This is a genomic window from Pedobacter sp. AC402, assembly GCF_979252805.1.
Map to the genome: position 1 here is coordinate 104073 of NZ_CEEDAI010000001.1, position 22937 is coordinate 127009.

General features: G+C 39.6%; 18 protein-coding genes. 13 read left to right on the plus strand and 5 right to left on the minus strand.

The features are described 5' to 3' along the window. Positions 1-1698: a TonB-dependent receptor gene (locus tag AC0IWE_RS00470; protein ID WP_471791499.1), complete on the plus strand. Its 1698-nt coding sequence runs from the start codon at positions 1-3 to the stop codon at positions 1696-1698. Positions 1699-3477: 1779 nt separating this feature from the next. On the opposite strand, the gene AC0IWE_RS00475 is transcribed toward AC0IWE_RS00470, so the two are convergent. Genes AC0IWE_RS00475 through AC0IWE_RS00495 form a run of 5 tightly spaced genes read right to left on the minus strand, consistent with a single transcriptional unit; the run spans position 3478 to position 9936 of the window. Then, positions 3478-5082 carry a SusD/RagB family nutrient-binding outer membrane lipoprotein gene (locus tag AC0IWE_RS00475; protein WP_471791500.1) on the minus strand — a complete coding sequence of 535 codons (1605 nt, stop codon included), beginning with the start codon at positions 5080-5082 and terminating at the stop codon, positions 3478-3480. Then, positions 5082-7136, minus strand: coding sequence for a SusC/RagA family TonB-linked outer membrane protein (locus AC0IWE_RS00480; protein WP_471791501.1), 2055 nt, complete (start codon positions 7134-7136; stop codon positions 5082-5084). The genes AC0IWE_RS00475 and AC0IWE_RS00480 overlap by 1 nt, the downstream gene beginning before the upstream one ends. 13 nt (positions 7137-7149) lie before the next feature. Further along, positions 7150-8181, minus strand: coding sequence for an STN domain-containing protein (locus AC0IWE_RS00485; protein ID WP_471791502.1), 1032 nt, complete (start codon positions 8179-8181; stop codon positions 7150-7152). Positions 8182-8213: 32 nt separating this feature from the next. Continuing rightward, complete coding sequence (locus tag AC0IWE_RS00490) at positions 8214-9227, minus strand: FecR family protein (RefSeq protein WP_471791503.1); 1014 nt, start codon at positions 9225-9227, stop codon at positions 8214-8216. 46 nt (positions 9228-9273) lie between these two features. After that, on the minus strand, positions 9274-9936 hold the full coding sequence (locus AC0IWE_RS00495; protein ID WP_471791504.1) for an RNA polymerase sigma-70 factor: 663 nt from the start codon (positions 9934-9936) through the stop codon (positions 9274-9276). 130 nt (positions 9937-10066) lie between these two features. Here AC0IWE_RS00495 and AC0IWE_RS00500 point away from each other — a divergent pair, with 130 nt between their 5' ends. The 12 genes from AC0IWE_RS00500 (at position 10067) to AC0IWE_RS00555 (ending at position 22887) form a co-directional block, all read left to right on the plus strand. Next, positions 10067-10963 (plus strand): ROK family protein, encoded by an 897-nt coding sequence (locus tag AC0IWE_RS00500; protein WP_471791505.1) that lies wholly within the window; start codon positions 10067-10069, stop codon positions 10961-10963. Between the two features lie 144 nt (positions 10964-11107). Then, positions 11108-13486 carry a SusC/RagA family TonB-linked outer membrane protein gene (locus AC0IWE_RS00505; protein WP_471791506.1) on the plus strand — a complete coding sequence of 793 codons (2379 nt, stop codon included), beginning with the start codon at positions 11108-11110 and terminating at the stop codon, positions 13484-13486. Positions 13487-13718: 232 nt separating this feature from the next. After that, positions 13719-14219 (plus strand): hypothetical protein, encoded by a 501-nt coding sequence (locus AC0IWE_RS00510; RefSeq protein ID WP_471791507.1) that lies wholly within the window; start codon positions 13719-13721, stop codon positions 14217-14219. A gap of 11 nt (positions 14220-14230) precedes the next feature. Beyond that, positions 14231-15643: a SusD/RagB family nutrient-binding outer membrane lipoprotein gene (locus AC0IWE_RS00515; RefSeq protein ID WP_471791508.1), complete on the plus strand. Its 1413-nt coding sequence runs from the start codon at positions 14231-14233 to the stop codon at positions 15641-15643. Between the two features lie 37 nt (positions 15644-15680). Then, positions 15681-15899 carry a SusD/RagB family nutrient-binding outer membrane lipoprotein gene (locus tag AC0IWE_RS00520; protein ID WP_471791688.1) on the plus strand — a complete coding sequence of 73 codons (219 nt, stop codon included), beginning with the start codon at positions 15681-15683 and terminating at the stop codon, positions 15897-15899. Between the two features lie 269 nt (positions 15900-16168). Continuing rightward, on the plus strand, positions 16169-16801 hold the full coding sequence (locus tag AC0IWE_RS00525; protein WP_471791509.1) for a glycosyl hydrolase family 18 protein: 633 nt from the start codon (positions 16169-16171) through the stop codon (positions 16799-16801). Then, positions 16719-17135 (plus strand): glycoside hydrolase family 18 protein, encoded by a 417-nt coding sequence (locus AC0IWE_RS00530; protein WP_471791510.1) that lies wholly within the window; start codon positions 16719-16721, stop codon positions 17133-17135. Before AC0IWE_RS00525 ends, AC0IWE_RS00530 begins: the two co-directional genes overlap by 83 nt. A 367-nt stretch (positions 17136-17502) precedes the next feature. Beyond that, positions 17503-19344 carry an HU domain-containing protein gene (locus AC0IWE_RS00535; RefSeq protein WP_471791511.1) on the plus strand — a complete coding sequence of 614 codons (1842 nt, stop codon included), beginning with the start codon at positions 17503-17505 and terminating at the stop codon, positions 19342-19344. Further along, on the plus strand, positions 19344-20048 hold the full coding sequence (locus AC0IWE_RS00540) for a MotA/TolQ/ExbB proton channel family protein (RefSeq protein ID WP_055906534.1): 705 nt from the start codon (positions 19344-19346) through the stop codon (positions 20046-20048). The genes AC0IWE_RS00535 and AC0IWE_RS00540 overlap by 1 nt, the downstream gene beginning before the upstream one ends. Then, positions 20048-20449, plus strand: a complete 402-nt coding sequence (locus AC0IWE_RS00545; protein ID WP_025144642.1) for an ExbD/TolR family protein — start codon at positions 20048-20050, stop codon at positions 20447-20449. Before AC0IWE_RS00540 ends, AC0IWE_RS00545 begins: the two co-directional genes overlap by 1 nt. Next, positions 20449-21288, plus strand: a complete 840-nt coding sequence (locus AC0IWE_RS00550; RefSeq protein WP_471791512.1) for an energy transducer TonB — start codon at positions 20449-20451, stop codon at positions 21286-21288. Before AC0IWE_RS00545 ends, AC0IWE_RS00550 begins: the two co-directional genes overlap by 1 nt. 309 nt (positions 21289-21597) lie before the next feature. After that, positions 21598-22887 (plus strand): bifunctional folylpolyglutamate synthase/dihydrofolate synthase, encoded by a 1290-nt coding sequence (locus tag AC0IWE_RS00555; protein ID WP_471791513.1) that lies wholly within the window; start codon positions 21598-21600, stop codon positions 22885-22887. The last annotated feature ends 50 nt before the right edge of the window (positions 22888-22937 follow it).

Consider the following 22937-nt stretch of genomic DNA (forward strand, 5'->3'; position numbering starts at 1 on the left):
ATGAAATCAATTAAATATATATATAGTTCACTGTTTTTGTTAGCTGCTGGATTAATGACTGCACAGGCGCAGGATAAAAAGCCTGAAGAAAAAGGTGTTGTAAATGAAGAAATTGAGGTAGTACGCCCTTATAAACCAATTTTGGCAGAGGCTGTAAAGCTGAGAAGAAGTCCGAATTTAGACGATGTTAAAACCTATAAGGCAAAACTGAACTACAGCATTCTGGATAGGAAGCTGGAATTGAACAGTGATATTCAGAAGTTACAGGCACAGGCCCTGGCTGAAGAAAAAGAAAGCATTTTGGTTAACAATTATGTAAAAGGTGCATTCGGTTCACTGGCTACCCTTTTGGGCGAAGCTTATTTTAACACCGGTAAAGATGAAGGTTTACAGGTTGGTGGTTATTTTAAACACTTTAGTCAGGAAGGAAAGCTGAACAAACAGAACAGCAGCAACCAGCAGTTGAGTGTTTTTGGTCGCAGTATTTTAGACCAGAATACCGTTAGTGGCCGCATTAACTTTGAACGTAATGGCACGTATTTTTATGGTATAGATGATGCCCGCCCAACGTTAAACCCTAATCCTGATAAACAGGCACTCACCACAATTGAACTGGAAGGTGAACTGGTAAAAAACTTTACCGAAGATGAAGATGCTTTTAGTTATGCCTTAAAAGCGAATGGCTACATCTGGAATGATAAGTTTAGTGCAAAAGAAAACTACCTGAGCCTAAACGGCTATGTTAACAAACGTATTAATTCTTTAAACCTGGGCTTGGCTGCTTCAACCGAATTTGGGAATACAAAAGATGCTTTAACCAGCGTTGGCAATAACCTTTTGCGCTTAAATCCATACATCCGTTTACAGGTTAAAGGAGCTAAAATAACTGCGGGAATTAACTTTGTACAGGAGTTTGGTGCCTACAGCAGCTCTAAAATATTCCCCGCTGTTACTGCCGACTTTACTTTAATTCCTGATTATTTACAGGTTTTTGGAGAGGTTAAGGGTGATGTAAACAGAAATTCGTTAAAAGGCTTTACTGATGAAAACCCTTGGTTAAACAGCAACATCTTAGTTAAAAACACAGTAGAGAAATTAAGTTTCAGTGCGGGTATTAAAGGTACTGGCGGACCTGGCTTTGGTTACAAGGCGCGTATCTATGTAAAACAATTTGATGATATGCCATTGTTTGTAAACAACTTTACTGATTTTAACAAGTTTGATGTAATTTACGATTTTGGTAAAACAAAATTGACAGGACTGGAAGGTGAAATCTCGATACAGGTAAGCGATGCATTAAAATGGACCGGTAAACTGAACCTTGATGATTGGAAACCTGCTTCTGAAACTTACTCATGGTTTAAACCCGGCTTAAAAGTAAGTTCGAATTTTATGTATACCTTAAATAAGAAATTAAGCTTTAATGCAGCGGTTGTTATACAGGATGATGTAAAAGCTAAAGTGTATACCGGTACACCTGTTCCTGCCTCACAATACGTGATCCCAAACACCAATATTGAATTAATTGAAACTGTTAAAGGATATGTAGATTTAGGTCTGGGTGCTGATTACAGGATTAATAAAAAATTCTCTGTTTTTGCCAAAGCAAATAATATCTTAAATACCAATTACAGCAGGTACTTATTTTACCAGGCAAATGGATTTAACATTTTCGGCGGTTTGACTTATTCTTTCTAAAATAATAGACTTCCAAATCATAATAAAATGCCTTCCAAATTCGGAAGGCATTTTTTGTTTAAAGGGATTTTTAATTTGATGAAATACTGTCGTCATTCTCGCGCATGCGGAAATCTTAATGTTTTCGCTCCGCTCGGGCTTGCCTCGGTTGGCCACCGAAGGGCTTTTACCTTTTTCTTGATAAAAAGGTAACCAAAAATCAAGGCTTGGAACTGATGTCGAATAAATTCGTTAAAGCTTTTTGGTCGTCAGCACAAGTTCCGCCGAAGGGGCGAAAAGTGTGTGCTGCCTCAATGCAGTGATGAAGGAATAGGTAACGATAAAGCTTTAACGTTTTCTCCTTCCATCATTTCCTAGGCCGGATAACAGGGAGCAGAAAGCAGGGTGCAGATAGCGGGGGTTTAAATAGCATGATGCAGGGAATGCGTTAAATCCGTCATTGCGAAGCTGGGGGAGAGCGAGCTGAAGCAATCTTTTCAGTTTTAACTTGCGGTCGTCATTCTCGCGCATGCGGGAATCCTGAATGCATTCGCTATTTTCACAAACATATTTGCCGCTACCCCTAAGGCGATCGTCTACTAACTATCGTCATTCTCGCGCATGCGGGAATCGTAATGCCGTAGCTATGTTTTACAAACATGTTTGCCCGCTATGCCTAAGGCGATCGTCATGCTGAATTTATTTCAGCACCTTTCCTGCTGTTTAAAATGTTGTGGGACAATATAAATTCGTCATTCTCGCAAATGAGGGAACCCTTAATGTTTTCGCTCCGCTCGGGCTTGCCTCGGTTCACCGCTACCGAGGGGCTCTTACTTTTGGCTTGGCCCATAAGTAACAAAAACCCAAGGCTTGGAACTGATGTCGGATAAATTCATTAAAGCTTTTTTGGTCGTCAGCACAAGTTCCGCCGAAGGGGGCGGAAAGTGTGTGCTGCCTCAATGCAACGATGGAGGGAAAGGTATTGATAAAGCTTTAACGTTTTATCCTTCCATCATTTCCTAGGCCGGATAACAGGGAGCAGAAAGCAGGGTGCAGATAGCGGGGGTTTAAATAGCATGATGCAGGGAATGCGTTAAATCCGTCATTGCGAAGCTGGGGGAGAGCGAGCTGAAGCAATCTTTTCAGTTTTAACTTGCGGTCGTCATTCTCGCGCATGCGGAAATCGTAATGTTTTCGCTCCGCTCTGGCTTGCCTCGGTTGGCCACCGAAGGGCTTTTACCTTTTTCTTGATAAAAAGGTAACCAAAAATCAAGGCTTGGAACTGATGTCGGATAAATTCGTTAAAGCTTTTTGGTCGTCAGCAAAAGTTCCGCCGAAGGGGGCGGAAAGTGTGTGCTGCCTTAATGCAACGATGCAAGGAAAGGTATTGATAAAGCTTTAACGTTTTCTCCATCCATCATTTCCTATGCCGGAATGCAGGGAGCAGATAGCGGGGGTTTAAATAGCATGATGCAGGGAATGCGTTAAATCCGTCAATGCGAAGCTGGGGGAGAGCGAGCTGAAGCAATCTTTTCAGTTTTAACTTGCGGTCGTCATTCTCGCGCATGCGGGAATCGTAATGCATTAGCTAGATCTTTACTCACTAAATCTCTACGCGTGTTCACGTCTTAACTTTTCTTTCTTGGTCGGTGAGACACGACCAATAGAAAAATCTTACACGAGAAATTATCTTATCGCATTAGAAATGCAAATCTCCTCACTTCTCATTATAAACGAGAACTATATATTACATATAGTTTTTAAGTTGCAGTAGCTAGTTTTGAAGTGTCAGTTAATTTATCACTTATCCCACCAAACCCTAGCGGTAAGCACGTCTCCTCCCGCTATCCTGGCCACAGCATCTTTATAATTCTGAGGGTTGTTCAGTACCTCTGTTGATAGGTATATCATCCGGCGTGGAATGGTCGCATTGGTAACGTTGCCTTTGTAATTTGTAGGAATAAGTTTAGGATAATCGCTCCTTTTCCAATTTAACCAAGCTTCTATAAAATTAAAATTAGTACCTGTAGCTACCCAATATTGCGTATTAATGGTACCTAAAGCTTTTTCGCTATTGCTTTCATCAAGCGGGTTCTGGGTTACAAATGCGGTAATTTTATTGGCATCAACCGCAGCTAAAGGATCAAGTTGGGCAAGCGACTGTATCGCTCCCGTTAATCCATTCGTATAATGCAATTTTGCTGTCCCGTCAATATTCCAACCCCTCACCTTTGCTTCGGCAAGCAAAAACTCTGTTTCGGCAAAGCTCAAAATAAAAATCGGACCTCCAAGTTTCAGGTACATTTCGGTACGCGGTCTCGAATATTTACCCAGTGGTGCAAAATCACTCCCATTTCCCGTTCCACCAGGATAATCAGGAGAATGACTAATGTCTGTAGCCCCACCCTGCAGATCATATCCGTTTGGCATCCCCAACTGAACAGCCGGATCTGTGTTGCCGCTCAGGTTCTGATCTGCATTTTTGGCCAATCCATCTTTCGGCACCTCACCAATTATGCCCAACCTTGGGTCGTTTGTATTTTTTAGCTGATCTATCAGCGTTTTGCTCCAACGTACTTCCAGGTAATCCGAATACGTTCTTAAGGCAAGGGATGTACCATTCTGGCTGTTAAAAGAAGAAGCATCAGTTAACAGAATTGCATTATCGTTTATGCTGCCAAAGGTTTTGCCCGCAGCTTTTTCTGCCCATAATTTAGCCTTAGCCGCATCAGCTTTTGTTAACCGCATTGCAACCCTGAGCATTAAAGAATAACCAAATTTTTTCCACTTTACAATATCGCCTTTATAAAAAAGATCTGCGCTTGGGGCAGGCTTATCAGCATCAAGTTGGGCGGTAGCGACTTCAAGATCGTTGAGCATTTGGGTGTAAATATCTTCCTCACGGTCGTAGATTGGGTATTTTATGCCCTGCATCGCTTTAACCGCTTGCGAATACGGCACATCTCCATAGGTATCGGTAATCCTTTGCAAAACCAGCACATACATAATATCACCTATCGCAATCAGGTTTTGATAAGCTGCCGGATCTTTAAGTTTTGCCAGTCGCTGCATTTCCCTGATGTAGGAAGCATCGGCATAACCCTCGTCGAAAATTCGCCCCTGGTAATCGGTAAAGCTGCCAACATTGATGTATTTATCGCCATTATTATAATAGTAATAACTTGATGCCAGTAACTGCATCATGGTACTTTGGTACAGCAGCTGGTAATAACCCAGGTTAGCATATTTAAGTTGTGCCTGGGCCAGCAGGCTGTTCGGATCGTAATTGTTTTCAGTAAGTTTGGTGGGGTCGGTATTAATTTCATCAAGCTTTTCTTTAGAACAACTGCTAGCTAAAAATAATAATAGCAAACCAATAAAATAGATCCTTATCCTGCTCATCATTATTTAAATTTAAAGTTAAAATTAATCCCAAAGCTACGTGTGGCAGGCAACGAAGCCCCCTCAATACCAGCATAGCCAAGTGTTGGTGAAAATTGCGATTCAGGATCTATATTTTTGGTGTATTTAAGCAAAGTAAGTACGTTGCGCGCCACAAGATCAATCCCAATACTGCTGAAAGGTGTTCTTTTTAAAAAATTATTGCTGAAAGTATAGCCCAATGTGGCCTGTCTTAACTTAATAAAACTTCCGTTAAGCACCGCCAGTGCCGAAATATTGGTGGCCAGTTCAGGGTAGTAAGCATAAGCCGGAACATTTATATTATTCTTCTGGCCATTTTCCAACACACCATCAGCAACAATACCAGTTTCCCTGCCAATTAAAGTGGCCTTGTTTAAACCAAGTACATAGCTATAATATTCTGTTGCCGATAAAATTTTATTTCCAAAACGGTAATCAATCAGGAATGAAAAATTAAACTGTTTATAACTGAAGCTATTGGTTATACCGCCATACAAAGTAGGCATGGTACCACCCATGGGGATAAAATTGCCACGCTTGGGTATCCCATCAGAGCCAATAATTATGTTCCCGCTGTCATCGCGCTGGTAATCGTAAGCCATAATTTGCGTAATCGGTTTGCCCACTACCAATGCGGTATTGGCATTTAATGGCCTGTATGTACCGGTAAGTGTATAATTACTATTGCCATCGATAGCGCGTAAGGTATTTTTTACCTTGGTTACATTTAAGTTAATCTGCCATTTACTGTTCGAGGTTAGCACTGGTGAGTAACCCAAAGCCACCTCTATGCCAGCATTGCGGGTTTCGCCAAGGTTAACGTAAGCAGAAGTAAAACCTGTAGTAACTGATTGTTTGGCATTGATGATTTCGTTGTGCGTAAGCCGGTTGAAATATGTAAAATCTACATCAAGCCTGCTGTTAAAAAACTTAAGGTCGAGGCCGGCTTCTATCTCATTCAGTGTAAAAGGCTTTAAATTATAATTGGGCAAATCGCCCGAAAAGCCACCAATAGGAATACCATTAACCTGGTTATCTACCGTATAATAGATCTGCGTAGTATAAGGAACAATGGGTTCGCCACTGGTTTTGGCAAAATCAATCCGCAGTTTACCAAAATCCAAACCTTTCATTTTCAATAAGTCTGAAAATATAAAACTGCCCGATATACCTGGCACAAAAATACCGCGGTTATTGGCCGGCAGGGTAGAATAAATATCATAACGCCCCGTAACCGATAAATTGAGGATACGATTATAACTCAAATCTGCCGTGTAATAAGCCGATTCTGTTACAATCCTCGAAATGGCGAGGGTTTTGGTACTGGTAATCAGGTTTTCGGGAACATACAGATAAGGAACCTTGAATTGAGAGCCTTTTAACTTTTCACTGTTCCCTTTTCTTTCGCGGTAGTTGGCACCCATTGAAAGTTCTACGTTAAGTTTATCGCTTAAGTTTTGGCTGGCACTGAACAAAACATCACTGTTAAGTTCTGAAGTATGGTTTTGATCGTATGCATTAATTCCCCCTTGCCTGTTGATGGAGAAAGCTGTGCCTGTAGGTAAAATACTCACCACTTCATCCTTGCTCGAATCATAACCAATCCGCCCCTGAAGTGATGCCCAACTGGCCAGCTGATATTTTAACACAGCAGATGTGATGTAGCGGTTCCGATTGGCATAATCGGCCTGTTTATTCATCAAAAAATAAGGATTTGTTTTGTATTCATCTGCATTCCAACGAGTTTCGAAACCTGTTACGGCATCGAAGCCAGGTGCCAGGATGGATTGATCCAAACTGGTTGCCAATGCTGAAATACCATAATTGGGGTTTAAAGGACCATCGCTCAGGTAGCTCTTATTTTTGTTTCTTTCGTAGATGTAATTCCCTGTAAGGCTTAGCGATAAATGCTTACTTAGGGCCACTGTACCGTAAAGGTTAAACGTTTTACGGTTTAGTGCACCGTTGCTTAAAACAGAATTGTAATCCAGGTTGGAAACCGAAACCCGGTAATTGTTCCTTGTATTTCCGCCCACAACAGAAAGCGTGTTAATGAAAGCAGGAGGCAGTACGGTAGAAAGTTTGGATGTTATTTTTTACCGGCGAATAAGGCCGCATTGAACCATCTACCTGGGGCGTTAATTTACCATCCATCATTTCACCCCAGCTCAACAAACCTGTAGAAATGGCATTGTATAAATCGGCCGGACGTTTATTCTGCATTCCCTGACCATAAATATATTGGAAATCAGTAGCATTTACCGGAATATCGAAAGAGAGGTTGGCATTGTATTCGAGCTTCGGCTCAGCATTTTCGCCACCACTTTTAAGGTTAATGAGTATTACCCCATTTGCAGCCCTGGCACCATATAGTGCTGAAGCCGCAGAACCTTTTAAAATCGTTATCGTTTCAATGTCATCGGGATTGATGTTGCTGATACCATCACCATAATCGGCACCACCATATTCGTTTGCACTCCCTCTGATGCTGTTATCAATTGGTACACCATTTACAATAAATAATGGCGAAGCAGCTGTCATACTCGAAACCCCACGGATCAGTACACGCGCAGCAGAACCGGGACCACCGTTTACCCCGGTAATATTTAAACCTGCTACCCTACCCTGCAAGGCCATAATCATATTACTTTCGCGCGCTTTGGCAATGGATGAGCCTTTAATCGTGGTTAAAGCAAAGCCCACTTTCTGGTTATCTTTTTCTATGCCCAAAGCAGTAATTACCACTTCTTTTAAAAAACGTACGCTATCTCCAGCCTTGCCCTCTGTATACTTTCTGATCACTATCAGGTTGTTGGGCAAAACGGAATAAGTATAACCACTCCCAAACAGCAGCTGATCGATTACCTTTACGGCCTCTTCCTCTTCGACCTTAATACTTACCTGGTGTTTTGGAATTTTAGATTCGCCGTAAGCGAAATGATAAACTGTTTGTTGCTGTATTTCTTCAATTACCTGTTCAAAACTGGCATTGGTAAAGTTTAAGGTAACCTTGGTTTGCGCCTGTACACCCAGCGGAAAAATCAATCCAATTAACAATATAAGCCGCTGCGCAAAATTCATGGCTACAAATATACGCGGCTTAACTTATTGTGCTAGCGATAGATGTACACATTTTTACCTTTTATCGAATAATTGAAGTTTTCAATCGATTTTAAAACATTCAACGCTTCATCAAGAGTTTCTTTATCTACATAGCCGGTAAATCTCACCGTTTTCAGTTCAGGTTCTTTAAAAGATATATTAATGCCATACCAACGCTCGAAAAGTTTGGCTATTTCATCGAAACGGTTATTTTTATAAATCAGCTCGTGGTTTGTCCACGCCGTTTCTATTACCCGGTTTGCTCCTGTTCCATCGTAATGGCTAAGCTTACTCATATTTGCTTTCCCATTTGCAAAGGTAAATTTATCGTTTGGCTTTAATATAAAACTTGTTGTGCTATTGTGCTTAAGTGTGATGGAAATCCTTCCCCTGATTAATGTAGTTTCGGTAAAGGCATCATCCCGGTACGCTTTAACATCAAATGCAGTGCCCAGTACTTTTACCGCAAGTTGCTCGGTGTGTACAATAAAAGGATGTTTAGGATCTTTTTTTACATCGAAAAAAGCCTCTCCCGAAAGGTAAACATTCCTGGTATTGCCAGTAAAATGTGCAGGATATTTCAAACTGCTGCCCGAGTTTATTTTAACGGTAGAACCATCGGCAAGTACAATCGTTTTTACCTCAGCAGCCTTGGTTGTTGTTTGTGTTAAGGTTGGTAAATTGTTATGATTAAAAAAAACAGCTGCTTTATTGTATACCAGTAAGCCTGCCAAAACAATGGCCGCTACAGCAGCTACTTTAAGCCAGATGCTGTAACTATTACGCTTAACAACATTTAAACCAGCCTCTGCAGGAACATGAATTTGCGCTTTAATCTTTTCAAAAACAGAATCCATATTTTCATCTGTAGTACTTACGGCATCGAAATAGCTTTGCAACTTTTCATATTCAGATCGGTGCGCAGTACTTTCTGCTAAAATAGTTTTCAGTTCAACAGATTCATCTGATGATATTTCATCAGCCAATTGTTTTCCAAGCAATTCTGTAAATCTTTGATCTGTCATTTTTTTTCCGTCCTTTATTGTATGTTCCTTTTTATGTTAAAATTGCCTACAAAAAATATAAAAAAGATAAAGTACCCCCTAATATAATCAGTGAGATTAATTTTCCGAGCTTCTTTTCATCATTTCCTTTCTCGTGCAAAGGTTGTAACACCAACCGTAACTTTGCAATGGCCCTGAACAATTGGGTTTGCACTGTACGTGGCGAAATATTAAGCAGCTCTGCCACTTCCTTATATTTCATTCCACTTTCCTTAATCAACCTGAAAACGGTTGCAGCCTGCGGTGCTAAACCTGCAATTGCCTTATCGAGCTGTTTATGCAGTTCTTTGGTTTCCATGAGGTAAACTGGCGTTTCCATACTCACCTGCAAATCGTCTTCAGCATCTACTAAATCGATAAACGTAACAGAAGAATTTTTTTTAATGTATTTAAGCGATTGATTTTTAACTGCAATAAAGAAATAACTTTCAGGGTTAAGCACATGGGTGCTTGTTGCACGGTTTTCCCAGCATTTTACAAATACTTCGGTAACCAGATCTTCTGCTGCCTGCTTATCAACCACATAGTAAACAGAAAACTTTAATAGCCTGCTGTAGAGGAAGCGGTAAAGCTGCTCAAAAGATTTAAGGTCATCTTCGAGGCAAATCTTATTCCATAAAACGACTAGATCTGGCTTCCCTGCTTTCAACTTGGTTAGTTTTAGAATCAAATGTAAGGTAATAAAAAATATTTCATAAAAAAATGTTCCAGCTGTAGGCAATTCAACATTAAAAAGGATTCTTATTAGTGGTGCAGTACTCTGGCACCAGCCATTTATAGATCTATATAAGCAGAATACAATGAATAAAAATAAATATGTACTGGGCATTGATATCGGCGGCTCGCACATTACAGCGGCAGTAATTGATATGCAGCAGCGCAATATCCTTAAAAACTCCTTTACCCGCGAGCGTGTTGATTCTCATGGTACAACCGAACAGATTATACATACCTGGTGCACGGCAATTAAACTGGCCTATAAAAAAGTTAATATGGAAATCGGCACCCTGGGCATTGCCATGCCAGGGCCCTTTGATTATGAAAACGGAATTTCTTATATCGCCGGGAATGATAAATATGCTGCTTTTTATGGCCTTGATGTAAAAGAAATGCTGGCCAGTGAACTCCAGATTAACCGCAAGCAGATTTTGATGAGCAATGATGCTTCATGCTTTTTAGCAGGCGAAATATTTGCAGGCGAAGCAAGATCTTATCAGAACCTTATTGGCATTACACTGGGTACGGGTTTAGGAAGTGCAGTATATACCGAAGGGAAAGTTAACGATGCCAACCTCTGGTGTTCGCCTTTTTTAGACGGGATGGCAGAAGATTATCTTTCTACCCGTTGGTTTTTAAAACGCTATTATGAACTTACCGGACTAAACATTTTAAACGTTCGCGAGCTCACGCTGCTTTACAGTGACAGCCAAACCATCAGGAAAATATTTAATGAATTTGGCCATAACCTGGGTCTTTTCCTTAAAGATTTTCAACAGAAAAATGCCGCAGAAGCAATAGTTATAGGTGGCAACATTGCCAATGCTTCCGATCGTTTTATACCCCATGTACTTAAATATCTTCTATCGCAGGGAATAAATGTTCCAATCCATATTTCTAAACTGAATGAAGATGCAGCGCTGCTTGGCGCGGCAGGTTGTTGGGCCGCCCAGGCTAAAGAAACAGTTGAAAAACCATGACAAAAATTTATTTTAAAATAATTCAATTTCCTTGTAGGCAATTTGTGCAAACAAAATGCTCTTCACTATAAAACCCTAAGAATGGAAATTCGGAGGGCGGCAAACAATTAACCAAATACTTATTCAAATTTATTCATAATGAATATGAAAAAATCTTTACAGCTCACATGCTTGTTGCTTTATGCATCGGCAGGTCTGTATGCAGCTACACCAGCAGATCATTTTAAACGTGCAGTTTCTTATCATTCCGTTTATCAGGATGTAATTAAAGGAACAGTAAAAGATGAAGCCGGAAATCCGGTACCGGGTGCAACCATTACCGTTAAAGGCGCACAAGGTGGAACACAAACCAATACATCAGGCCAATATAGCATTGCAGCTAAAACAGGCGATGTGTTAGTGTTTTCATTTATCGGTTACCAGAGCAAAGAAGTTACCGTTGGCACGCAAAGCACTCTTGATGTATCTTTAACCCCGGATTCTAAAAATCTTGAAACCGTTGTGGTTACAGCATTAGGGATTAAAAGATCAGAGAAATCTTTAACTTATACCACTCAACAGGTATCTGGAGAAGAATGGAATAAAGTGAAAAGCCCCAACCTGGTAAATTCGTTAAATGGTAAAGTTGCCGGGATGACGATTAGTCCGAGTTCTTCAGGTGTTGGTGGTTCGGCTAAAGTAATTTTAAGGGGAAGCCGTTCAGTAAGCGGTAATAACCAGCCTTTATATGTAATTGATGGGGTACCCATCAGCAATAACGGTAATGCCAATGCACAACAGAACAGTGTTTTTGGTGGTGGCCAGGATGGTGGTGATGGTATATCGAACCTAAATCCTGATGATATTGAAAGCTTAACCGTGCTTGAAGGTGCATCGGCTGCGGCCCTTTATGGTAGCCAAGCGCAAAATGGTGTAATTTTAATTACCACTAAACAAGGTAAAGCAGGTAAAACGCAGATTGGTTTTTCATCGAGTTTAACTTTTGATAAAATTGCGTACAAACCCGAATTCCAAAACAGTTATGGCCCTGCATCTGACAAAACACGCGACAGCTGGGGAGGTGCAATCAGCAATGCGACTGATAACCTTGATCAGTTTTTCCAAACGGGAACAAATGCAACCAATTCAATCAATTTTTCTGGCGGGTCTGAAATCGCACAAACTTACTTTTCTTATGCCAATACTTATGCAAGCGGTATACAAGAAGGTAACAAGTTAAACAGGCATAATATTAACCTGCGCGAAACTGCCAAGTTTCTAAACAATAAATTAACTGTTGATGGAAATGTGAGTTATATTAACCAACGCATCAACAATAGCCCATCAATTGGTTTGTACAACAACCCATTGGTTGGATTGTATCTTTTCCCTAGAGGTGTCGACATTACACCTTACAAAGATAATTATCTGCTTGCCGGCAATGTGGGTACAGCACGCCAGAACTGGTTAGGTGGTTCGACAGATTTAAGTCAGAACCCATGGTTTTTAACCAATTTAAACCCAAATACAGCCATCAGAAACCGCTTCTTATTAAGTGGAAATATGAAATATGAGTTTACACCATGGTTAAACCTTCAGGTAAGGGGAAATATAGACCGTACTACTGATGATTTCGAGAACAGACGTTATTCTGGTATCAACGGAAACTTTAACTCAAACGGTAAAGGATACTTATCGCAGAACACGCAAACTTATGTTCAAAAATATGCCGACGCGATATTAAATGTTACTGTGCCATTAAAAGGATCAGACTTCAAAATTAACGGATTAATTGGTGGTAGCATCAACGATCAGAAAACAAATGGATTATCTTTAGCAGGCGATTTATCTGCTGTTGATTTATTTACACCAAATAATACTATTGTAGCAAATGCAGGTACTTACACTTCAGATGTATTAAATACCACTAAAGCAAATGATGCTTTCCACAGCCAGTTGCAAGCTGTATTTGCAAATGCCAACTTATCGTACAAAGATTGGGCTTTTTTAACTTTAACAGGTAGAAACGACTGGTCATCAAACCTTGCCTATACACCAAATAGTTCTTATTTCTATCCATCGGTAGGCTTATCATTTATTGTATCACAAATGGTTAAACTGCCAGAAGCTATTACCTATGCCAAAATTAGGGGTACTTATGCCGAAGTGGGTAATACCGTGCCACCTTATTTAACCTTTATTCAAAATACTTTGGGTAATGGCGGTGCACTTAACATTAACACCAACAGGGCATTTGCTGAGTTAAAACCAGAAAGAACAAAATCATTTGAGATTGGTACTGACATGCGTTTTCTGGCCAACCGCTTAAACTTTAGCTTTACCTATTATAAAACAAACACTAAAAATCAATATATACCGGTTAAACCAGCACCTTCTGGCCTGGTAGCTACGGGCTATTTAAATGCAGGCGATGTTCAAAATCAGGGTATACAGTTTACTTTAGGAGGCAGATGTATTAAAAGGAGATGGCCTGAACTGGAATACCGCTATAAACGGATCACTAAACAGAAACAAAATTATTGATGTTGCTGCTTCACAAGGTCTAAATTCGATTGATTTAACAGGTGGTGGCAACAATGCGTATATCTCTCGCATTGCAGCCGGTGGATCTTATGGCGACATTTATGGCTATACTTTACAAAGAGATGCAAATGGCCGTATCCTATTAAGTGGCGATGGAACAACTGCAAGTTCTTACTTTCCGGTTAAAAGCAATGATTATAGTCTGATTGCAAATGCAAACCCTAAATTTCAGTTGGGTTGGAACAACAGTTTTAATTATAAGGATTTCAGCTTAAGCTTTCTGGTAGATGGTAAATATGGCGGTAAAGTTCTTTCGCTAACCGAAGCATTGATGGATCAGGCTGGTGCTTCAAAAGCATCAGGCGATGCGCGCGCGCAAGGTGGTGTTAAAATTGATGGTGTAGATGCCAGCGGAAAAGCAGTTTCGGCTACCATTAATCCCCAAAGCTATTATTCTTTCTTAGGTGATAGAAACGGTGTAACCGGAGAATATGTTTACAGTGCTACCGTGGTTCGTTTGCGCGAAGCTTCAATAGGTTACAACTTACCTTTGAAAGGAACATTTAAAAGCATGCGTCTTTCGCTAATTGGTAGAAACCTGTTTTACTTCTACAAAAAAGCCCCATACGATCCAGAAGTAACCATGTCTACCGGTAATGGTTTATCAGGAATAGATGTTTTTAACCAACCGGTTACCAGAAGTTTTGGTTTTAACCTTAATGTTATATTTTAATTACAACAAACATGAAATCGATATATCATTTATCACAACATAAAATTAAAGGCTTGTCTTTAATTTTACTTTTAGCCGTAGCAGGTTTAAACCAGGGCTGTAAGAAAAACTTCGAAAGTTTTAACACCAACGATAATTTACCAACAACCGAGCAGAGTTTAGCATTATTGCGATCGGCAATCGGCCCCATCCAGCAAAATATATTTTCCAACTATCAAATTGCTCAGAATTTAAGTTCTGATGTGTTTAGTGGTTATATGATGCCTCCAACACCATTTGGTGGAGGTATTAACAACATGAACTATTCGCTTAATAACGGATGGAATGAAACAGGTTTTAACGACCAATACACCAATGTAATGGCGCCGATTTCTAAAATTGCCATATCTCCGTTGAAAACAACCTCGCCTGAATCATGGGGAATATCTCTTTTGGTACAGGTAATTGCAATGGATAGGGTAACTGATAAATTTGGCCCAATTCCGTATACACAAGCAGGTAAATCGTTAATTTCTCAACCTTACGACGACCAGAAAACGGTTTATACCGAATTTTTTAAACAGATTGATACAGCGGCAAATAATCTTCAAGCTTTTATCACAGCCAATCCGGGTAAGAAAGCATATTACGACACTGGCGATCTAGTTTATGGTGGCGATGTTGCCAAATGGCTTAAATTGGCCAATTCGTTAAGGTTACGTTTGGCCATGCGCATTGTTAAAGTTGATCCGGCTACAGCAAAGTTGCAGGCAGAAAAAGCAATGGCTGCAACAGGTGGATTAATGACCGTACCAGCTGATAATGCCGCAGTTGCCCAATCGGGTAATAGAAACAACGACCTTTGGAATGTAACGGTAAATTACGATGGAGATAACGCAATGGGTGCTGCATTACAATCATATATGGTTGGTTATACTGATCCTCGATTACCGATATACTGTACGCCAGCAACTGATCCACTGTTTGCTAGGCAGTTTGTAGGAATCAGATCAGGAGCCAATACCTCTTTTAATGGTTTAGGTAAAGCTGGTTATAAAACCTATTCAAGTTTGAATTCTTCTACTCCAGATAACTCAAAAGCACCTATCGGACAAAAAGCACCGCAAATATTAATGACGGCTGCCGAAGTTTGGTTTTTAAAAGCTGAGGCTGCTTTACGCGGCTGGACAGGTGCCGGAGATGCACAGACCAATTATGAAACCGGTATTACTACATCAATGCAACAATGGAATGCCAACATCAGCAACTACCTAAACAATAGCACAGGTAAACCAACTGATTATGTAGATCCAAAAAACCCGGCTAACAATGCGGCTGCAGCAAGTACCATTACTGTTAAATGGGATGGAACTGCATCTAATGAAGTAAAATTAGAACGCATTATTACACAAAAATGGTTAGCTACTTTTCCTGACGCGAGCTGAGGCTTGGGCTGATTTCCGCAGAACTGGCTATCCAAAACTGTTTACAGTAGCCAACAACAACAGCGGCGGTACAATTAATACCCAAGTACAGATTCGCAGGTTGCCATACCCAACGGCAGAATTTGGAAACGGAAACAAAGATGAGGTACGTAAAGCCGTTACTTTGCTTGGTGGCCCTGATAATGGTGGCACCAAGATTATGGTGGGATGTAAACAAAGGCAATTTTTAACACACAAACAATACCAGGTAGGATGACGAAAGTTATCCTACCTTTTTTATATCAAACCAATTTCTAACCAAAATTTTTAAACCTATGAGAAAACTTACTGTTTTCGGCGTACTGCTGTAAACTCAATTCCCCCTTACTTACACATTTACATTTATTTAATTGCACTGAAAAAGCAAATCCATCCTTCAAAAACCTATGTTATGGGATGAATATCAGTAAAAATAAATATCTCTCCTTCATAAAAACCTGTTTGTAGCGATTACAATCAATTTCTAACCAATTTAAAACAAAAATTATGACAACTACCAAATTGTTAACATGCAAAAATGCTGCACTAGCCATTGCATTCTTTTTAACCGTTTCTATCAGCGGCTGTAAGAAAAAAGACATTACCCAAGATGAAACCTTAACTGGTCCGGCTAAAAAAGAATCAACCGCATCACCATCGGCAATCGGTGTAACCGGTCCAAAAGGTGTATGTTATGTAGAAGTAAACAATGCCGATATCCGAAACGTAGGAAAATACAAACTTTCTACCGGGCAACAGTTGTTCGATATTGCGATTATTTTTGCTGCCAACATCAATTACAACACCTCAACTCAAAAAGCTGAATTGTTTTTTAACACAAATGTTTCCAATGTTTTGAACAATAAAACAACCTACATTAAACCTTTACAAGACAAAGGCATAAAAGTGTTGCTTTCCATTTTGGGTAACCACCAGGGTGCAGGTTTTTGTAATTTCACATCACAAGCCTCGGCACAGGCCTTTGCGCAACAATTGGCAAATGCTGTTAACACTTATGGCCTTGATGGTATTGATTTTGATGATGAATATGCAGAATATGGGCAACAATGGTACAGGCCAGCCAAACTTCAGTTCATTTGTATACCTGGTAACAGCATTAAGATCACTACTGCCGAATAAAATCATTTCATTTTACTTCTATGGCCCGGCTGCTTCAAGATTATCATATAACGGAGTTACCGTAGGATCTAAAGTAAACTATAGCTGGAATGCCATTTACGGAAGTTATTCTGTTCCAAATGTACCCGGATTGGCAAAAGCAAATCTTGGCCCGGCAGCAATAGATATTCAGGCTACCAGTTCATCTACAGCAGCATCTTTAGCCACCCAAACCGTAAATAATGGTTATGGAATTTACCTTTATTATAATTTACCCAACAGCGATGTGCATACTTATTTATCAAGCATATCAAGCAACTTATATGGTGGCAAAACCACTACATACACACCTTAACAGGTAAATCCTTATACTTATAAGTAAGAGAGATAATTTAATAAATCAGTAATCGCTATAAATACAAGCAGTAGGGCGGCATAAGCTGTCCTACTTTTTTATTCCCCCCATCTTATTGCGTACCATGCCATTCGGCATTATATCGATTTAGCCATTTGCTTACTAGCATACCATTTCTATCTTTGTAACCGTTATCTTTGCACGGATACAGCTAAGAGGTTATAAAAACTATGAAACTTCATGATTATAACAATAAAACTGTAACCGTTTTTGTCCCCTTTTTGGAATATGGTGCGTAACAACATCAATAGACACTATTTGAAGGTAGAATATATTTTTTAATTTTAAAACGCTTAATTTTACCCGAATGGATATCTTATCATACCTGTTAGAACTCTTGCAGCAACGCAAAGAAGTTGGTATTACCGGCTTGGGCACCTTCTATAAGAAGAAATACCCAGGAAGATACGATAAGGAAAAACAAACGTTTTTACCTCCTGGATATACCCTGCAGTTTGCTACGGATTTAACTGAAGAAGCAGCCTTAGCTGATTTCATCTCTGCAAAAAGAAATATCTCAACCGATAGTGCCAAATACTATATCGAACAGTTTGTTGAGGAAGTAAATCAGAAACTGGAATTAAACCACGAAGCCGAACTTGAATATACCGGACGATTATTTTTCACCGAACAGGGAATAGGTTTCGAACCGGTAAAAAACATGAACTATGGTTCTGAATTTTATGGACTACCATCATTGGCAGAAACCGCTACTGATGAAGTAACTACCAGTTTACCTAAAAAAGATGAAGAAGTTTACGACGAAATTGCCGAAGCACCCGTTGCCCCTTCACCTTTTGGAAATAAATCTTATCAACCCCCTGTTATCGAGAATATCGAACTTGATGAAGTTAAAGATGACCTTAAAAACACCTTAAAACATACGGAAGAGGTTGTTGAGGCACCAGAATTTATAAAAGAACAACACGAAGAACACCCCAACCGTTTTGGTCATAGGCCAGAATCGGAATCAGAAAATATTGCCGCAGAACACCATGCTATTGAAACTACTGAGGATCAGAACAATGCAGAACATACTGATGAAGTTGAGGTTCCGGAGTCGATTGTAAATCAGCATGAGGAACATCCAAACCGTTTTGGTCATACTCCAGAATCGGAGGTAGAAAATATTGTTCCTACAAATGCAGAAAATGAAATAACTGAGATTGAAAATACAGTTGAGGCAACCAGTGATACTGAAGAAGTAGAAGTACCAGAATCTATTATAATTCAGCATGAAGAACACCCGAACCGTTTTGGGCATACACCAGAATCTGAGGTAGAAAATATTGCAGCAACGCATCATATAATTGAAACACCTGAATCAGACAATGCACAGCATGATGAATATCCTGAAGTAATAGAAACAATTCTTGCACCAAAAGATACGCCAAGCCGTTTTTCACTTCGCTCAGAAACAGAGGAGCCTAAAACTTATATCAATTTAGATGAAGAAACCAAGGAAGAAGAACCTGTAATTGAAGCCCCTGCCTTTATCAAAGAACAACATGCCGAACACCCAAACCGTTTTAGCCATGATCCGATTGAACATGGAGGTGATACGAGGCAAGGCATGTCTACCTGGTTAATGATCACCATTGCAATTTTAGCTTTGGCAGTTATAGCAGCGATAACTTATCTGGTTAAACCCGAATTATTCTCCAGTCAAATTGCTGAGCCTGCAAAACCGGCACAAACTGTTGTAGATTCGCCAAAAGTTGCTGTAGATACTTTAAAGGCAAAGCAAGATTCGATAGCTAAAACCGACAGTATTTTAAAGGCCAATCAGGTTCAGCAAAAAGCAGATACCGTAAAAAAAACTAACGTTAAAACAGTTGAAAAACCAGTAACGGCTCTACCTGTTGAAACACCAAAAGAAAATAAAATTGTACCAAACCCAGGTCCTTCTACGTTCTACGTTATTGCAGCCTCTTTCCAATCGGAGAAAAAAGCACTTGTGTTTATTAAACAAATGGAAAAAATCGGTTTAAAAGCCGAAATTGCAAAAGTACCTGGCCGTTTAAAAAAAGTAAGTATAGCCAGTTACAAAACAGAAAAAGAAGCGAAAGAACAAAAGGAAATTTTACAGAAAAAATTAAAGGGAAAAGGGTATTTCGTACAACAAGAATCTAACAACACACAACCATAATGATAACTTTATTAATTCAGGACACCACACAAGCATTACAAGACACAGCAAATGCGGTTAACCAAGCAGTAACACAACCACAGCCAGAACTTCATTTTATAGATCTGCTTTTTAAAGGCGGTTGGGTAATGATTCCACTGGCTTTTCTAGCTTTTTTAGCCCTAATCATCTTTGTTGAACGTTATTTAACCATTAAAAAAGCAACTAAAGACGAATCAAACCTAATGGGACAGATCAGGTCTTATATCCAATCGGGAAATTTAGATGGTGCAATGTCACTTTTAAGAAACAACAATTCACCCCTTTCGCGCATGTTGCAAAAAGGTTTAAAACGCATTGGCCGCCCGATTAAAGATATTGAAGGTGCAATTGAAAATGTAGGTAAATTGGAAGTTTCAAAATTGGAAAAAAACATTAGCATATTGGGTATTGTTGCGGGTATTGCACCAATGCTTGGTTTCGTAGGAACAATTGTGGGGGTAATTACCATTTTCCACCAGGTATCAATAAAAGGTGCTATCGAAATCGGTACCATCTCGGGCGGTTTATATACCAAAATGATTACCTCGGCAACTGGATTGATTATCGGTATCATCGCATACGTATTGTACCACATTTTAAACATTATGGTTGAAAAAATCATTCTTAAAATGGAAACCGATGCAATTGATTTTATTGATTTACTAGAAGAACCAGGCAAATAATGAATTTACGCAAGAGAACAAAAGGATCGGTAGAAGTACATACTTCAGCGTTGAACGATATTATGTTCTTCCTGATGCTGTTTTTCTTATTGGCCTCAGCTGTGGTAAATCCTACAGTAGTTAAACTATTGTTGCCACAATCTTCAAGCGGACAACAATCTACCGCCAAAAAAGCAGTAACGGTTACCATAGACGAAAACCTTAAATATTTCGTTGAAAAGAAACCAGTTAGTATTGAAGAATTAGAGCCTACATTGGCATCGTACCAAAAACTGGCACCTGATATGACGATCCTTTTATATGTTTCGCGCAATGTGACTTATCAGGATGGATTTGTGGTAAACGATATTGCCAATAAATTAAAGTTGAAACTTGTTGTAGCCGTTGAGCCTAAAAAATAATGAACTACAAAGCACAAATACCTAACGAGGAAAATAATTACCCAAAAGCCATTGCAATAGCAAGCGGAATTATGGGCTTTTTATTGTTGATCAGCTTTTTTATCGTGATTGGTTCTTTCCAGCCACCTGAAGAAGTGGGTATGGGCGGAATGGTTGTAAATTATGGAACTTCAGCAGAAGGTATGGGCGATGATTACACCAGTATTGAAGAGCCATCAGCAGATCCGAACGCGAATGGAAAACCACCTGAAAAAGTAACGCCTGAAGAAAAAGTTATACCAACCACCTCTACCGAAAGTAGCGATAAAGAAGTGCAAACACAAAATACCGAAGATGCGATAGCCGTAAATACCAAGCCTACAAAACAACCAACTAAGGCTGCACCAACACCGATAACCGAAGATAAACCTGCCAAACCCGTAATTAACCAGAATGCGCTTTACAAGGGTAAAAAGAACACAGGCCAGGGCCAGGGTGATGGAACCGGAAAAACGCCAGGTAACCAGGGCGATAAAGATGGTGATCCATTAGCATCTAATTATGGCGAAGGCGGCTCCGGAAATGGAAATGTTCAGCTTTCGTTGGCCAGTAGAAAATTTATTGATATCCCCAGGATACAGGATGATGGACAAAGTGCAGGAAAAATTGCCGTTCAAATCCGTGTAGATAAAAATGGTAAAGTGGTTCAGGCCCGTGCAGGGGCAAAAGGTACTACCCTATCTGATTTAGCACTATGGCGGAAATGCGAACAGGCGGTATTGGGAGCTAGTTTAAATAAATTAGAATCGGCACCCGATGTGCAAACCGGAATTGTAATGTTTAACTTCAAGGTGAGGTAAAATAATGCTGAAACAAATTCGGCAAGATGATAGCTTACAAAATATACCCATGGTCTGTATCTCCACAGACCATTTTTTATTCCTAAAGATGCTGAAATAAATTCAGCAACACGATAGCTTGCAAACACATCCATGGTCTGTGTCCCCACAGACCATTTTTTATTCCTAAAGATGCTGAAATAAATTCAGCAAGATGATCGCTTATATCATATCCTTGGTCTGTGTCCCCACAGACCATTATTATATATTAACAAAATCTTCCCAATTCGTTCCATAATAACTCCAGTCGACTTATATTTGACACCTATTATGAACTACCAACAAACGCTTTATTTTTTATACAGTAAACTTCCCATGTTTACCCGCGTTGGCGCATCTGCATTCAAAAAAGATTTAACCAATACCATAATTCTTTGCGAAGCTTTGGGTAACCCTCAGCATAAATTTAAAAGCATCCATGTGGCTGGTACAAATGGAAAGGGATCAACCTCCCACATGTTGGCTTCAGTACTACAATCGCAAGGCTATAAAACCGGACTATACACTTCTCCGCATTTAAAAGATTTCCGTGAGCGCATCCGCATTAATGGAAAAATGATTAGCAAAACAGAAGTCGTATCATTTGTTAAAGTACAACAAAAACTAATCGAGAAGACCGAACCTTCATTCTTCGAAGTAACCGTTGCCATGGCATTCGATCATTTTGCAAAACACGAGGTAGATGTAGCCATAATTGAAGTGGGTTTAGGCGGAAGGTTGGATTCTACCAATATCATCACGCCCGAAATTTCGGTTATTACCAACATTAGCCTCGATCATATGAATATGCTTGGCAATACACTCATCGAAATTGCAGGTGAAAAAGCAGGAATTATCAAAAAAAATATTCCAGTTGTTATTGGCGAAACACAGGAAGAATCAGCTCCGGTATTCATTACCAAAGCAAAAGAATTGAGTGCACCAATCGTTTTTGCCGACGCGATATTAAGTGCAAAAGATTTTAAAATAAAGCACAATAAACTAACCTTATCCATCTATCAGGGAAATAATATCAAATACAAAAACCTGCAAAGTGATCTTACCGGCGTTTACCAGCATAAAAACATTTTAACCGTTTTAGAAACCCTCGCAGTACTTAATAATGAAACTGATATTAAAACCGATCAGAACGCGATTTATAAAGGAATCATTCAGGTTAAAAAACAAACCGGTCTGCAAGGCCGCTGGCAAACTTTAGGTAAAAATCCATTGGTTATTTGCGATACCGGGCACAATGAAGCCGGCATAACAGAAGTAATCAAAAATATAAATCAAACGCCTTATCAAAACCTGCACATTGTTTTCGGGATGGTAAACGATAAAGACATTTCCAAAGTTTTATCGCTGATGCCTAAACATGCCACTTATTATTTTTGCAAACCAGATTTAGAAAGGGGTTTGGCAGCTGACGAACTAAAAAAACAGGCAAATTCATTTAATCTGGAAGGAAACAGTTATCCATCAGTAGTTAAAGCAAAAGAAACTGCGATTCAATCTGCCGGAGTTAATGACCTGGTTTTTATTGGCGGAAGCACATTTGTAGTGGCCGAAGCGATATAAAATCTTTACATAAACTTCAAAGTAGCTTTACCTAAATTTATTACTTTAGC

Coding starts and splice junctions, on each gene's coding strand:
- AC0IWE_RS00525 (WP_471791509.1), top strand. CDS start 16,169: ATGACAACTACCAAATTGTTAACATGCAAAAATGCTGCACTAGCCATT.
- AC0IWE_RS00550 (WP_471791512.1), top strand. CDS start 20,449: ATGAACTACAAAGCACAAATACCTAACGAGGAAAATAATTACCCAAAA.
- AC0IWE_RS00500 (WP_471791505.1), top strand. CDS start 10,067: ATGAATAAAAATAAATATGTACTGGGCATTGATATCGGCGGCTCGCAC.
- AC0IWE_RS00475 (WP_471791500.1), bottom strand. CDS start 5,082: ATGATGAGCAGGATAAGGATCTATTTTATTGGTTTGCTATTATTATTT.
- AC0IWE_RS00490 (WP_471791503.1), bottom strand. CDS start 9,227: ATGACAGATCAAAGATTTACAGAATTGCTTGGAAAACAATTGGCTGAT.
- AC0IWE_RS00530 (WP_471791510.1), top strand. CDS start 16,719: ATGGGCAACAATGGTACAGGCCAGCCAAACTTCAGTTCATTTGTATAC.
- AC0IWE_RS00515 (WP_471791508.1), top strand. CDS start 14,231: ATGAAATCGATATATCATTTATCACAACATAAAATTAAAGGCTTGTCT.
- AC0IWE_RS00485 (WP_471791502.1), bottom strand. CDS start 8,181: ATGAATTTTGCGCAGCGGCTTATATTGTTAATTGGATTGATTTTTCCG.
- AC0IWE_RS00470 (WP_471791499.1), top strand. CDS start 1: ATGAAATCAATTAAATATATATATAGTTCACTGTTTTTGTTAGCTGCT.
- AC0IWE_RS00505 (WP_471791506.1), top strand. CDS start 11,108: ATGAAAAAATCTTTACAGCTCACATGCTTGTTGCTTTATGCATCGGCA.
- AC0IWE_RS00535 (WP_471791511.1), top strand. CDS start 17,503: ATGGATATCTTATCATACCTGTTAGAACTCTTGCAGCAACGCAAAGAA.
- AC0IWE_RS00545 (WP_025144642.1), top strand. CDS start 20,048: ATGAATTTACGCAAGAGAACAAAAGGATCGGTAGAAGTACATACTTCA.
- AC0IWE_RS00555 (WP_471791513.1), top strand. CDS start 21,598: ATGAACTACCAACAAACGCTTTATTTTTTATACAGTAAACTTCCCATG.
- AC0IWE_RS00540 (WP_055906534.1), top strand. CDS start 19,344: ATGATAACTTTATTAATTCAGGACACCACACAAGCATTACAAGACACA.